Origin of the sequence: Aliidongia dinghuensis, assembly GCF_014643535.1 — a bacterium.
GTDB lineage: Bacteria > Pseudomonadota > Alphaproteobacteria > ATCC43930 > CGMCC-115725 > Aliidongia > Aliidongia dinghuensis.
This window is the reverse complement of sequence record NZ_BMJQ01000022.1, coordinates 1-13,561: the sequence shown is the minus strand read 5'-3', so window position 1 is coordinate 13,561 and position 13,561 is coordinate 1. Positions and strand designations below refer to the sequence as shown.

At 67.2% G+C, this 13,561-nt stretch carries 11 protein-coding genes, 1 tRNA gene and 1 pseudogene; 8 read left to right on the top strand and 5 right to left on the bottom strand.

Going from position 1 to position 13,561, the window contains the following annotated elements:
• Positions 1-128 precede the first annotated feature (128 nt).
• The 3 genes from IEY58_RS29810 to IEY58_RS29800 all read left to right on the top strand — a co-directional run bounded on the left by IEY58_RS29810 (position 129) and on the right by IEY58_RS29800 (position 1,843).
• Complete coding sequence (locus tag IEY58_RS29810) at positions 129-521, top strand: RidA family protein (protein ID WP_308422460.1); 393 nt, start codon at positions 129-131, stop codon at positions 519-521.
• 5 nt (positions 522-526) lie between these two features.
• The gene (locus IEY58_RS29805; protein ID WP_189051820.1) at positions 527-1,690 is read left to right on the top strand and encodes an aminotransferase class V-fold PLP-dependent enzyme; all 1,164 of its coding nucleotides are present in this window, start codon (positions 527-529) and stop codon (positions 1,688-1,690) included.
• Between the two features lie 76 nt (positions 1,691-1,766).
• Positions 1,767-1,843, top strand: a tRNA-Met gene (locus IEY58_RS29800).
• 119 nt (positions 1,844-1,962) lie between these two features.
• Here IEY58_RS29800 and IEY58_RS34850 read toward each other — a convergent pair.
• The 5 genes and pseudogenes from IEY58_RS34850 to IEY58_RS29775 all read right to left on the bottom strand — a co-directional run.
• Positions 1,963-3,333: pseudogene (locus IEY58_RS34850) on the bottom strand (efflux transporter outer membrane subunit); the annotation flags it as partial.
• Positions 3,334-3,346: 13 nt separating this feature from the next.
• Positions 3,347-4,885 carry a DHA2 family efflux MFS transporter permease subunit gene (locus IEY58_RS29790; RefSeq protein WP_189051819.1) on the bottom strand — a complete coding sequence of 513 codons (1,539 nt, stop codon included), beginning with the start codon at positions 4,883-4,885 and terminating at the stop codon, positions 3,347-3,349.
• Positions 4,885-6,063, bottom strand: a complete 1,179-nt coding sequence (locus IEY58_RS29785; RefSeq protein ID WP_189051818.1) for an HlyD family secretion protein — start codon at positions 6,061-6,063, stop codon at positions 4,885-4,887. Before IEY58_RS29785 ends, IEY58_RS29790 begins: the two co-directional genes overlap by 1 nt.
• Positions 6,064-6,086: 23 nt before the next feature.
• Positions 6,087-7,061 carry a LysR substrate-binding domain-containing protein gene (locus IEY58_RS29780; protein WP_189051817.1) on the bottom strand — a complete coding sequence of 325 codons (975 nt, stop codon included), beginning with the start codon at positions 7,059-7,061 and terminating at the stop codon, positions 6,087-6,089.
• Between the two features lie 34 nt (positions 7,062-7,095).
• Positions 7,096-7,293, bottom strand: a complete 198-nt coding sequence (locus tag IEY58_RS29775) for a hypothetical protein (protein WP_189051816.1) — start codon at positions 7,291-7,293, stop codon at positions 7,096-7,098.
• Positions 7,294-7,362: 69 nt separating this feature from the next.
• Here IEY58_RS29775 and IEY58_RS29770 point away from each other — a divergent pair, with 69 nt between their 5' ends.
• From IEY58_RS29770 to IEY58_RS34495, 5 genes are all read left to right on the top strand, one after another.
• Positions 7,363-8,370 (top strand): LysR family transcriptional regulator, encoded by a 1,008-nt coding sequence (locus IEY58_RS29770; RefSeq protein ID WP_229744060.1) that lies wholly within the window; start codon positions 7,363-7,365, stop codon positions 8,368-8,370.
• A gap of 411 nt (positions 8,371-8,781) precedes the next feature.
• Entirely contained in the window at positions 8,782-11,739 is a 2,958-nt protein-coding gene (locus tag IEY58_RS29765) for an ATP-binding protein (RefSeq protein WP_268237600.1), read from the top strand.
• Between the two features lie 70 nt (positions 11,740-11,809).
• Positions 11,810-12,868, top strand: coding sequence for an alpha/beta hydrolase (locus tag IEY58_RS29760; RefSeq protein ID WP_229744059.1), 1,059 nt, complete (start codon positions 11,810-11,812; stop codon positions 12,866-12,868).
• Between the two features lie 109 nt (positions 12,869-12,977).
• Positions 12,978-13,340 (top strand): histidine kinase dimerization/phospho-acceptor domain-containing protein, encoded by a 363-nt coding sequence (locus tag IEY58_RS29755; RefSeq protein WP_189051814.1) that lies wholly within the window; start codon positions 12,978-12,980, stop codon positions 13,338-13,340.
• A gap of 28 nt (positions 13,341-13,368) precedes the next feature.
• The coding region (locus IEY58_RS34495; RefSeq protein WP_229744058.1) for a hypothetical protein at positions 13,369-13,561 on the top strand (193 nt) is incomplete at its 3' end.

Genomic DNA, 13,561 nt, shown 5'->3' with positions numbered 1-13,561 from the left:
CTGCGGCCTACCATCCGGCCATTCGTAATCCCAAGGGACGGAGTTCGACATGACCGATACGATCGCCGAGCGGCTGCAGCGCCTGGGCCACCGTCTGCCCGAGGCCTCGGCCCCCCGCGGCCAATTACGTGCCCGTGACCCGCGTCGGCAACCTTGCCTTCATCTCCGGCCAGATCTCGCCGGCCGTGGAAGGAGCTAAGCCCTCGTCCCGGCTCGGCGCCGAGCTCTCGGTCGAACAGGGCCAGGCGGCTGCGGCCGGTGCGGCGCTCGCGGTTCTGGCCCAGATCGATCGCCTGGTCGAGGGCGACGTCACGCGCGTGCGGCGGGTGGCGCGGCTCGGCGTGTTCGTCGCGGCGACGCCGGATTTCACGCAGCAATCGCTCGTCGGCAACGGCGCCTCCGACCTGGTGGTCGCCGTGCTGGGCGAAGCCGGGCGGCATGCGCGGGCCGCGGTCGGCGTCGCCTCGCTGCCCCGGGGTGCGGCGGTCGAGGTCGAGGCCATCGTGGAACTTGAGGACTAGGCGTCATGACGCTCGATATCGCGCGGCTGCGGGCCGAGACACCCGGCGTCGACCGGGTGCTGCATCTCAATCACGCCGGCAGCTCGCTCTTGTCGGCGGCGACGCTCGCCGGGATCGAGGCCCAGTTCCGTCGCGAGGCGGAGCTGGGCTCGATGGAAGCGGGCGCCGCCGCGGCCGGGGCGATTGACGCGGCACGCGCCGATATCGCGACGCTCATTGGTGCCGCGGCCGACGAGATCGCCTTCACCGGCGGCAATTCCGACGGCTGGGGCCGGGCCTTCGCTGCACTCCGGCTCCGGCCCGGCGACCGGGTGCTGGTCGGCCGGTCGGAATGGGGCGGCAATCTCGCGTGCTTGGAGCGGGCGGGCCTCGCGGTCGAGACCGTGCCGGCGGACGAGTACGGGCAGATTTCGCTCGAGGCCTTGGCCGGCCTGCTCGACGAACGGGTCCGGCTCCTGGCGCTCACCTGGGCACCGGCCAACGGCGGTCTGATCCAGCCGGCCGCTGCAGTCGGGCGGCTCGTACGGGCGGTGGGCGTGCCCTATTTCATCGATGCGGCCCAGATCGTGGGCCAGATGCCGGTCGATGTTGCCAAGCTTGGCTGCGATGTGCTGGTAGCACCCGCGCGCAAGCATCTGCGCGGCCCGCGTGGTGTCGGCTTCGCTTATGTTCGGCGCGATTTCGCCGAACGGCTCGATCCGGCGTTCGTCGATACCCGTTCGGCACCGATCGGCCCTGGCGGCGCCCTGTTGCAGCCGGGTGCGCGTCGGCTCGAATCGGCGGAATGCGCGCCGGCGCTCCGGATCGGCTTCGGTCTCGCGGTGCGCCATGCGCTCGACCTCGGCGTCGACCACATCCGTGCTGCGATCGCGGCTCGCGCCGAAAGCCTCCGGGCCCGGCTCGCGGCACTGCCGGGCGTGGCGCTCTGCGACCTGGGCGTCGAGCGCTCGGGCCTTGTCGCCTTCACGCTCGACGGCTGGTCGGGTCCGCGGGCCCAGGCGGCGCTCGCATCCCAGAAGATCAACATCGGCTTCAACGGCCGCGCCTATACGCCGCTCGACATGGACGCGCGCGGCCTCGCCGAGGTGCTGCGCGCGTCCGTCAGCTACCTTACGACCGAGGATGAGCTCGACCGCTTCACGGCGGCGCTTGCAGCGCTTGGGGCCTGAGGGCGGCCATGCGTAAGGCTCGGCGGCCCGGGACTTGCCTTTTGCCCCATGGCGCGGGCACACTCCGCGGCCCTGGGGGCCCGTAGTTCAGTTGGTTAGAACGCGCCGCTCATAACGGTGTTGTCGTCGGTTCGAGTCCGGCCGGGCCTACCAAGCTTTTCAAGGGGTTGAGGCCCATCGGTTTGGGCGGTGGCGATCTCCGCATCCCACCAGCCGCCGCCCATCGCGGCCAGCAGCTGGATCGCGTCGCGATAGCGCTGCGCGCCGGCGCGGACATAGCCCAGCCGCGCCTGCTGGTATTGGCGTTGAGCGTCGAGCAGGTCGAGAATGCCGGTGCCGCCGCCGGCATAGCTAATGCGCTGCAGCCGCACCGATTCGGAGGAGAGGTCGAGGGCGCGCTGCTGGGCGGCCAGGAGCTGGGTATCGTGATCCAGCGCCTGGAGAACGTCCGCCACCTGGCCGAACGCCTGGAGCACGGTCTGCCGGTAATCGGCGGCCGATGCCTTGAAGGCGGCAAGCGCCGCCTGCCGCTCGGCCTCGCGCATCCCGCCGTCGAAGACCGGTTGGGTGAGCCCCGCCGCCAGGCTCCAGATGAGCCCGGCCGGGTTGAAGAGGTGACCCGGGTCGAGTCCCGCCACGCCGGCGCTGGCGGAGAGCGTGATCGACGGGTAGACCTGCGCGGTCGCGACGCCGATCTGAGCGCTTGCGGCGTGAAGCTCAGCCTCCGCTGCCAGGATGTCCGGACGCTGGTGCAAGAGTTCCGAGGGCAGGCTCACCGGAAGTTGGGCCGGCAGTGCCAGTGCCGCGAGGTCGATCTCCGGCGGCGCCCAGCTGCCCGGCGGACGGCCCAGCAGGACGGCCAGCGCATGCTTCGCCACGCTCGACTGCTGCATCGGGCCGGGACGCAGCGTCTCGTCGGCGGCAAGCTGGCTTTCGGCACTGACCACGTCCGTGTCCGGCTTCGACCCGGCCTGACGCTCCGTGCGCACGAGCGACAGGTTTTGGCGGTCGATATCGAGAATGTCGTCGATCGCCCGGAGCTGGGCTGCGGCCTCGGCCAGATCGATCGCCTCGAGCGCCGTGTTGCCGGTCAGGCTCACATAGGCGGCGTCCAGCAGGTCCTGCTGATAGTCGGCCTCCGCCGACCGTTCCTCGACCTGCCGGCGCGTGCCGCCGAACAGGTCGAGCGCATAGCTGGCGCTGGGGCCGACCTGGAAAACGTTGAAGTTCGGCGGCAGCGGGAATTGCGATGGACTGAGCCCGAACGTTGTCGTGCTGAGCTTTTCCCGCGTAACGCCGGCATTGAAATTCACCTGCGGATAAAGCGCTGCGGCGGCGGTCGCGACGGTCTCGCGCGCGGCCGCAAGCCTCGCCCGGGCGCCTTCGAGCGTGGGGCTGCCGGCGATCGCGTCTTTCACCAGCCCGTCGATCCTGGGCGAATGAAACAGCGTCCACCAGTCCGCCGTCACCTTTTCTCCGAGAGCGATGGCCGGCGTCGCCGTCGCGGTGCCGTTTGCCGCTTCTTCGGCAGGCAGGTAATGGTCGGCCGGAGGGGCCTTGGGCGGGGCGAAATCAGGACCGACGGTGCAGCCGGCGCCCGCCGCCAAAAGGGCCGCCAGAAGGAGCCTGTGGGCGTTACGCATGGTTCAGGGGTCTCTATTCCAGCACGGCGGCATGGTCGTCACCCGAGGGGGCGGATGACGGTCTGCTGAAGAGGAGGAGGAGGGGCAGCACGGCAAGGGTTGCGAGCATCAGCAGCTTGTAGTCGTCGATGTAGGCGATGATCTGGGCCTGCCGGGTCACCATGGCGTCGAGGGCGGCGCGTCCGGCGGCGGTCATCGGATTCCAGAATCGCGCGATCTCCGCGTTCTCGAAGGCTCGATTGATGGCACTGACGTGCGGCGCGATCGTCGCGTGATTGACCTGGGTGTTCCGCGTCACGAGCGCGTTCACGACCGAAATGCCGACGCTGGAGCCGATATTGCGCGCCAGGCTGTAGAGGCCGGCGCCTTCGGCGCGAGTAGCCGCCGGGAGCGTTGCCAAGGTCACGAGGCTCAGCGGCACGAAGATGAAGCCCAGGCCCAGGCCCTGGATGACGCCGACCGTGACGATGGTCGCCTGTGCGACATCGGGCGTCCAGCCCGTCATCGCGTAGAACGACCAGGCGGTGGTCCCGAGGCCGATCCCAAGCAGCAGGCGCGTGTCGATCCGCCCGATCAGCTTGCCCACGACCATCATGGCGGCCATGGTTCCGACGCCGCGCGGCCCCATGACAAGGCCGGCGCTGACGATCGGGTAATTCATCAGATCCTGCAGATAGGGCGGCTGCAGCGCCATCGAGGCGTAGTAGGTGAGGCCGACGACCGTGACGAACAGCGTGCCGGCGGTGAAGTTGCGGTCGTGGAACAGCGACGGCCGGACGAACGGCGCGCGCGCCGTGAAGGTATGGACGAGGAACAGATAGAAGGCCGCAGCGGCGATGATCGCCTCGGTGACGATCTCGCCGGAGCCGAACCAGTCCTTCTGTTCGCCGCGGTCGACCGCGACCTGCATGGCGCCGATGGCGAGGCTCAGCGTACCGAAGCCGAACCAGTCGAGCTTCGCTGCGGCGTTCCGCTTCGTCTCGGTGAGGAACGTCGACATTCCGAGGAAGGCCAGAACGCCGATCGGCAAGTTGATGTAGAAGACGAAGCGCCAGCTATAGACCGAGGTGAGCCAGCCGCCGAGCACCGGACCGAGCACCGGACCGGCCATCACGGCGACGCCCCAGAGCGCCATGGCCGATCCTTGCCGCTCCTTCGGGTTGATGTTGAGCAGCGTGGTCTGCGAGAGCGGGACGAGCGCCGCGCCGAACAGGCCCTGCAGCACGCGGAACAACACGATCTGGACCAGCGACTGTGCCATGCCGCACAGCATCGAAGCGATGGTGAAGCCGGCGACCGAGAAGAGGAACAGGCGCTTCAGCCCGAACCGCCCGGCGAGATAACCGGTCGGCGGCGTCATGATCGCGGCGGCGACGATATAGGAGGTCAAGACCCAGGCGATCTGGTCCTGGCTCGCCGCGACGCTGCCCTGGATATAGGGGAGCGCCACGTTGGCGATGGTCGTGTCGAGCGCCTGCATGAGCGTGGCCAGGATCACGCAAACGGTGATCGCCGCCCGATTGGCGACCGCCGGCGTCCCTTCCGCCGACATCAATGATCCCTGGAAGCGCCGAAGAGCGCGCCGAGGAAATGCGGCAGGCCCCGCCGATGGCCGGTGTCGACCTCGACCTCGACGCTCATCCCGGCCCTGAGCGGCGGCAGCGTCTGGTCGCTGGTGTCGACCCGCACGCGCATCGGGATGCGCTGCACGACCTTCACCCAGTTGCCGCTCGTGTTCTGCGCCGGCAACAGGGAGAACTCCTGGGCCGCCGCCGGGCTGATGCTCTCGACGGTGCCATGCCATTCGGCATCCGGATAGGTGTCGACCGTCACCGTGACCGGCTGCCCGGACCGCACATAGGTCAATTCCGTTTCCTTCGGGCTCGTGTCGATCCAGACGTGATCTGTCGCGACGAGATAGAAGGCGGTTGCCGAGGCCTGGAGATATTTGCCGGGAGCGATGGCCGGCACATTCGTCACGATGCCGGCGAACGGCGCCCGGACGGTCGCATGGTCGAGCTGGCGGGCCGCCTCATCCCGCTGGGCCAGCGCATCGCGGTAGCGCGGATGCTGCTCGATCGGCGCATTCGGATCGCCGTTGAGGTTCGCCGCGACCCCAGCGAGCTGCCGGGTCAGCGACGCCAGCTTCTGCTGGGCGTTCTGCAGGTTCCGCCGTGCCGTGTCGAACGTCGCCTCGGAGGCGACGTGCTGGTTGTTGAGATATTGCTGGCGGTGGAATTCGCGATCGTAGTAGGCGAGATCGTCCTGCGCCTGCTTGATCTGCGTCCCGACGTCGGCGTAATTCGCCTTCAGCGCCTCGAGACTGTTGCGAACCATGCCGATCTGCGCCTCGGCACGCTCGAGCGCCAGCCGAAACGGCAGATCGTCGAGACGATAGAGGATCTGTCCGGTCTCGACATGCTGGTTCTCCGAGACGTCGACGTCGCGGACGATGCCCGGCACATCGGTGGAAACGCCGACCCGTTCGGCTTCGACATAGGCGTCGTCCGTCGACATCATCTGCCCGCCGGTGACATACCGGTAGCCCCCGGCAATGACGGCGAGCGGCAGCAGCGCGAACAGAAGCGGCCGTGTCCAGCGCTGGCGCCGGGACCGACCCGGCAGAACTGCCTTTTGTCCTTTCAGCTCTTCATCTGCGGTGTCGTGCCTGGTCTCCGACGCGTCGGCCACCGCCGGGCGCCGCGAAACCGTCCCTCCATCATCGGGCATGGTTTCTCCCTTTGCGCGCCCTCTCACATCGCAGGGATGGTACCGACGAATGGGCCAGGCGATAATTCTATGTGTGTTGCATACTCTGCTGAGGGAAATTCACTAATGCGCCTGGTCTTCGAGACCTCCTCACGGACGATCTTGAGGAAGGCGAGCACCGCGGGCGAGCGCTCCTGCGGCCGGTAGGCGAGTTTCATCGGGATCGAGGGCGCCGCCGTGAGTGGCACGAAGCGCACGCCAGCCCGCGGGACATGGCCGTAGCCGGAAGAGACGACCGCCAGGCCCATGCCGGCCGCGACCAGGCCGAGGCAAGATTCCATGGATTGCGCTTCGACCACTGCCTGCGGCTCGATCCCTCCCTGACGGAACAGGGACAGGATGAAGTCGCTTTCCACGCCCCGCGCCGCACGGCCGCCGAAGAGTACGATCGGTTGGCCGGCGAGCTCGGCGATGTGCAGTCCGGCACGCGACGCAAAGGGGTGGTCAGCCGGCACGGCGATCCCGACGGGCTCGGCGTAGAGCAGTTCCTCGACCAGCTCATCATGTCCAATCGCGGGCCGCACGAAGCCCACATGGATCCGCCGGTCGAGGAGTGCCGCCGCCTGATCGGCCGTCAGCATCTCGAACAGCAACACCTCCACGCCCGGATGTTCGGCATGGAAACGGCGCAGTACCGGAGGCACCAGCACATGCATGGCCGAGCCGACATAGCCGAGGCCGAGCCAGCCCGTCTGGCCGCGGGCGATGCGACGGGTACCGTCGACTGCTGCGTCGAGCTTGGCGAGGATCTGGCGCGCCTCGGTGTGGAAGAAGCGGCCCGCCTCGGTAAGGCGCAGAGGCCGGCTGCCGCGCTCGAACAGCTGGAGCCCGAGCTCGTCCTCGAGCTGGCGGATCTGCTGGCTCAAGGGCGGCTGGGCGATGTGCAGGTGCTGAGCGGCGCGGCTGAAATTCAGCTCCTCCGCCACGGCCAGGAAATAACGCAGATGCCGGAGCTCCATCGGACGTTCTGCCCATAATTGCGGTCGCTGTCGCTCAGTGGCGACGTCGCCGCCGGATGTCCGCAATGAGAGTTTCGAGCCTGGCAAGGGGCACGCCGTCGCTCCGCATGACGGCTCGAACGAGCGGATCAGCGAGCACCTCGCGCAGCGGGGGCTCGATGCCCGGCAGTCCCCAGGGCTGACGCTCGTGCAAAGCATCATGAAGTTCGGGCCAGACGAACTTTTGCGGCATGGCTCCCTCCTTTCCGAGCAGAGGGCGCTCAAAGCGAGAGCCCGCTTGAGGGATGCGGGGGAAATGCTATTGACCATCTCGCAAAGGGATAATTCCCTATGTGCTGCATACACTGCTGAGGCAAACTCACCAATGCGCCGAGGAGATCTCGCGGATCTAGCCGCCTTCGTCACCGTTGCCGATCAGCTGAGCTTCCGCGCGGCTGCCGCGCGGCTGGACGTGACGCCATCGGCGCTAAGCCACACCATGCGCCAGCTCGAGAGCCGCCTTGGCGTGCGGCTGCTGCATCGCACGACCCGCAGTGTTTCGGTGACGGATGCGGGCCATCGCCTGCTCGAACGGCTGAGGCCGGCCATCAGCGAGATCTCCGGCGCCCTTGAGGATTTGGGCGAGGAACAACGCAAGCCCTTCGGTCGCCTGCGCATCTATGCCAGTCACCTGGCCGCGGCGACGGTGGTGGCGCCGGTCTGGGGCCGTTTTCTTTCGACATATCCCGACGTCCATCTCGAGCTTCTGGTCGGTGAAGCGCCGATCGACATCGTGGCCAAGGGCTTCGACGCCGGGATCGGGCCCAAGGACCGGGCAGCGGAGGACATGATCGCCGTCCGGGTCATGGGACCGATGCGGGTGGCGGTCGTCGGAGCGCCGAACTACTTCGCATTGCGGCGTCCGCCACGCACGCCCGACGATCTCGCCCGCCACTGCTGCGTCCAATATCGCCGTGCCGCCGATGCCCCTCTCTACGAATGGTCCTTCAGCCGCGCTGGCGAGGAACGGCGCCTCGCGGTGGACGGCCGGGTCATCGTCAACAACCCCGACATGGCCATTCGCGCCGCGATTGACGGGTTGGGCATCGCCTATACGCTCGAATCGCTGGCTGAAATGTTCCTGCGCTCGGGCCAGCTCATTCGCGTCCTGGAGGACTGGTCGCCCTCTTTCGAGGGGCTGTTCCTCTATTACCCCGGGCGGCGACAGGTTCCAGCCGCGCTGCGCGCCTTCATCGACATGCTGAGCGCGGCCAGTACGGCGGCAATGCCGACGCAAGTGCTGCGGAACCCGTTCGCTAAAGAGGCATAGCCCGCTGGCTGGAACGGAAGACTGCTTGTCGAGAGTGCGCTGACGCCGCGGTAACGCGATCGGCGGCGGCAGGCATCCCTCCAAGGATCAACTTGCGAGAGTAGAAGCCAGGAGGCTTCCCGATGCTGGGCCGGACGCGTATGATGACCAGTCAATCGGCGCAACTTCCGAATTTTCCCCCGCCGCTGCCGAAGGTTGTGCTCGACCGAGTCGAGTGCAACTGTAATTGGGAGAAGCAGATGGCGTGGATTGGCGGCGGATATTACCCACCCGCATGGCAATCAGTATCGCTCTGTAAGGAAAATATCGAAATCTGTTCCGTTTTTTCTGCAGCCGCCAGGCTGAGCGGGAACTTATTCCTGGCAGGATCACCATGAGCGCGCCTGGAGACTGGGAGGGGCTACGCGCAAGATGACAGGCGCCGGAAAAGACGATCCTCCCCGGTCCTCTGTAACTGGGGCATCTGCAACGGGGTCATCTGCATTTGGGCAGGACGACGGCGAGGGCGGCCGCGCTCCGGCATCTGCCGAGCTGACCTTCTCGTTCGGCCCGTTCCGTCTTATCCCGCGCCAGCATCTTCTGCTGCAGGACGGCAACGCCGTTCCGCTCGGTAGCCGTGCCTTCGAAGTTCTCTTGGCACTGGTCGAGCGTGCCGGGGAACTGCTCGACAAGGATGCCCTCATGGCCCGCGCCTGGTCCGGCGTGACGGTCGAAGAGTCCAATCTACGCGCCCAGATCACGGCACTCCGCCGAGTGCTCGCGGAAGGTGGCACTGGCGAAAACTACGTGGTGACCGAGCCGGGCAGGGGCTATCGCTTCGTGGCCGCGGTCGCGCGGTCCACTTGTGAGGCGGTGCAGGCGCAAGCGCTGCCCAAGGGACACAATCTTCCGGGCCGTCTGACGAGGCCGATCGGTCGCACCGATGTTGTCGCCATGGTGTCGAGCCGGCTCAGGCGGAGCCGCTTCCTCACGATCATCGGCGCCGGCGGGATCGGCAAGACCACGGTCGCTCTCGCCGCCGCCGACGAGCTGCAGGCGTCGTACAAGGACGGCGCACGCTTCGTCGATCTGGCGCCGCTCAAGGACCCGCGGCTCGTGCCGAGCGCGCTTGCCTCCGTGCTCGGCGTCGCCATCCGCTCGGAGAACCCGTACCCGGCGCTGACATCCTTCCTCAAAGACAAGCAGATGCTGATCCTGCTCGACAATTGCGAGCATGTCGTCGAAGCGGCGGCGGAATTGGCCGAGGAAGTGCTCAAAGCAGCATCGGGCGTGCACGTGCTCGCAACGAGCCGCGAGCCGCTTAGGGCCGAGGACGAGCGCGTGCAACGCCTGCTGCCGCTCGAGACGCCCCCCGCGTCGGCGACGCTCACCGCAGCCCAGGCCCTGACCTTTCCCGCGATCCAGCTGTTCGTCGAGCGCGCGGGCGCAAGTGCCGGCGGCTATGAGCTCACCGATGCCGATGTCCCGGTCGTGGCGCAGATCTGCCGGCGGCTCGACGGGATCGCTCTCGCGATCGAGCTCGCGGCCGGTCGCATCGACGCCTTTGGCGTGCGCGGGGTGGCGGCCCGGCTCGACAATCTCTTCGCGCTCTTGACCCGCGGCCGGCGGACGGCGTTGCCGCGGCATCAGACCCTGAGTGCCACCTTCGACTGGAGCTACGAACTGCTCCCCGAGGTGGAGCGGTTCGTCATGCGCCGGCTCGGCATATTTGCCGGGCGTTTCACGATGGAGGCGGCGACCGCTGTCGCCGAGGACGCCGACATTGCCGCGGCGGAGGTGGACGAAAGCGTCGCCAATCTGGTCGACAAATCGCTGGTCGGGGCGGATGTCGGGGGCAGTGCCGTCCACTACCGCATGACCGATACGGCGCGCGCCTATGCCGGGAAGAAGCTGCAGGAGGCTGGCGAGTTCCAGATGGTGGCGCGGCGCCACGCGCAATATCTGCGGAACCAGCTGGAACGGGCGAAGGCGGATTGGGAGACGCAGCCGACGGCCGAGTGGCTGGCTGTCCATACGTCTCAAATAGACGATCTCCGCACGGCGCTGGACTGGGCGTTTTCGTCGGAGGGGGACGCGTCGATCGGCGTGGCGCTGACGGTGGCCGCGGTGCCGCTGTGGTTCGAAATGTCGCTGATGGAGGAGTGCCGCACGGGCGCGGAACGGGCGCTCGCCATGCTCGAGGCCGGGCCTGCCAAGGACGAACAGCGCCGGATGCAGCTCTATGTCGCCGTCGCCTGGTCGCAGATGTATACGACGGGCTCCGCGCGGGACACGGGCACCGCCTGGGCGACCGCCTTTGCCATCGCGGAAGCGCTGGGCGACACCGATTATCAGTTGCGCGCGCTCTGGGGCACCTGGGCGACCCACGTCAACAGAGGCGAGTTCGGCGACGCGCTGGCGCTTGCCAAGCGGTTCTCGAACCTGGCTGAAACGCGGGCGGATGCCAACGATCGGCTGCTCGGTGACCGGTTGACCGGGGTGGCGCTGCATTTCCTCGGCGACCAGTCCGGGGCGAGACGGCACATCGAGCGGATGCTCGCAAGCTATGTCGCGCCGGTCTCTCGATCCCATGCGGTCCGTTTCCAATTCGACCAGCGGGTGACGGCCCGGATGACCCTCGGCCGGGTTCTCTGGCTGCAGGGATACCCGGACCAGGCGCTCCGCTGCGTCGACATCAATATCGCCGACGCGCTCTCGATCAATCACACGCTGTCGCTGTGCAACGCCCTCGCCCAGGCGGCATGCCCGGTGGCGCTGCTCGCCGGCGATCTCGCGGCGGCAGAGCGTTACACGACGACGCTGCTCGAGCTCACGCAGCGGGATGCATTCGACATCTGGCATGCCTATGGCGGCTGCTTCGCCGGGGAATTGCTGATCAAGCGCGGTGATCTCGCGACCGGATTGCCGCGGCTGCGGGCGAGCGTCGACCAGCTGCGCCAGGCGAGCTTTGTCCAATATCTGACGGCGTTTCTGGGCGCGCTGGCGACGGGCCTGGCGGATGCCGGCGACTACGACCAGGCCTTGGCGACGATCGACGATGCGATCGCGCGCTCTGCCCGCGGCGAGGAGCGCTGGTACAGCCCGGAGCTTCTCCGCATCAAGGGCGTCATTCTCTGGGGCATGACGGCGGTGGACGCGGCCGAGCAGCATTTCCAGGAATCGCTCGAGCTGGCCCGCAAGCAGGAAGCGCTGGGATGGGAGCTCAGGACCGCCATCGCGTTCGCCCGCCTGAAGCGGGAACAGGGACGTGGCGGCGAAGCCCACGATCTGCTGAGGCCGATCCACGCGAGCTTCCGCGAGGGCCATGGGACCGGCGACCTCAGGCTCGCAACCGCGTTGCTGGACGAACTCGCCTCGCGACGCCGGTAGCGGCCGCTCCGCGCGAGCATTCGGCCCATTTCGCAAACGCTTCCGCAAAATCACAGGAATTCACGGCGTTTTGCTGGGAGCGCTGCGCCTCCGCATGCACCATGGCTGCAAGGATCAAAGAACTCTTCGTGAGCCGGGGGCAATTTTGTCCACAGACTTGCAGCAGACCGCAGACTTGGCCGACGCACCCTCTCTTGAGCCGGTGACCCAGCAGTTCATCGACGCGCTGGCCGCCGGCGATCCGCCGATCTACACGCTCTCGCCAGCCGTGGCACGGCGAGCCCTTGCCAACATCCAGGCCGCCGGGGTCGGCAAGCCGGCTGCACGTTTGGAGGATACGCTCTTTCCTGTCGGTCCCACGGGATCGGTGCGGGCTCGGATTGTTCGGCCCGAAGGGGCCGACGAGCCGCTGCCGGTGGTGATCTATCTCCATGGCGGCGGCTGGATCCTCGGTGACGCCGAAACGCATGACCGGCTCATCCGGGAAATCGCGGTCGGCGCCCGCGTCGCCTTGTTCTTCATCGATTACGATCGGTCGCCGGAGGCGAGGTATCCGACGGCGATCGAGCAGATCTATGCCGCGACGAAGCATGTCGTCGAACAGGGCGCGCAGCTCGGTGTCGATCCGACGCGCCTTGCCGTCGTCGGTGACGGTGTCGGCGGCAACATGACCGCCGCCGTTACCCTGATGGCGAAGGAACGCCGCGGCCCCAAGATCGATCTCCAGGTGCTGTTCTATCCGGTAACGGACGGCAATCTCAGCACCGGTTCCTATGCGACCTTCGCGGACGGGCCGTGGCTGACAAGGCGCGCCATGGAATGGTTCTGGGACGCCTATCTCCCCGACGCGAGGGCGGGCACCCAGATCACAGCTGCACCGCTCTCCGCTTCGGTCGACCAACTGGTGGGCCTGCCTGACACGGTGATCATCGTCGCAGAAAACGATGTCTTGCGCGATGAGGGGGAAAGTTACGCCCGAAAACTGTCGCAGGCCGGCGTGCGCGTTACCAGCACGCGCTACAACGGCACGATCCACGACTTCGTCATGCTGAATGCCTTGGCCGACACGCCGGCGGCCCGCGGTGCCATTGCGCAGGCGATTGCCGCCCTCAAGTCCGTTCTCGAATAGCGCTGGGCAGACGGCAAATGGCGGAAAGATGTCTTTGGAGCCTGGAAAGATGCGAACCGGGAACGAGGGGCGGGGAACCAAAGACGAGTGCGGATCCCGCGAGGTAGAGATGGAAAGCATGCCTAAGGCGCAGAATTCGGCCCTCGGTGAATTCGCAGCATCAATTGCTCACGAGATCACGGAGCCGCTGAGCGCCATCGCAATGAACGGCGAAACCAGCTTGCGCTGGCTCGATCGTACTGAACCCAATCTCGGCAAGGTGCGTGAGCTGTTGCAGCGCATCGTCGACGACGCGCGCCGCGCCGCCGATATCGTGGCACGGATCCAGGCCGAGGCGACCGGGCCTGACGTGACCGGGCCTGACGTGACCGGGCCTGAGGTGACCGGGCCTGAGGCGATCCGGCCGGCTGCCCGCGACGGAGCCGTCGCTTCACGCCGTCATCGAGCGATCGATGACGGCTCTCCGCTGTGAGTCCAATGGGGCTTCCTCTGAGCTTCGCATGTCATTCCGGCAGCCCCGCTCTTCGCAGGCCCTCCTCGAACGTGGCGAGATCCTCCGGCGCGCTCTAGATGTCGAAGCTATGAAGGTTGTTCATCCAGGTCCGGGCAGTGAAGCTGTGGTTACCACACCGAAGCGCACGTTCCTGGAGCCCTGGATGAACATTCACAAGAATGCACGGCTGACGCCGCAAG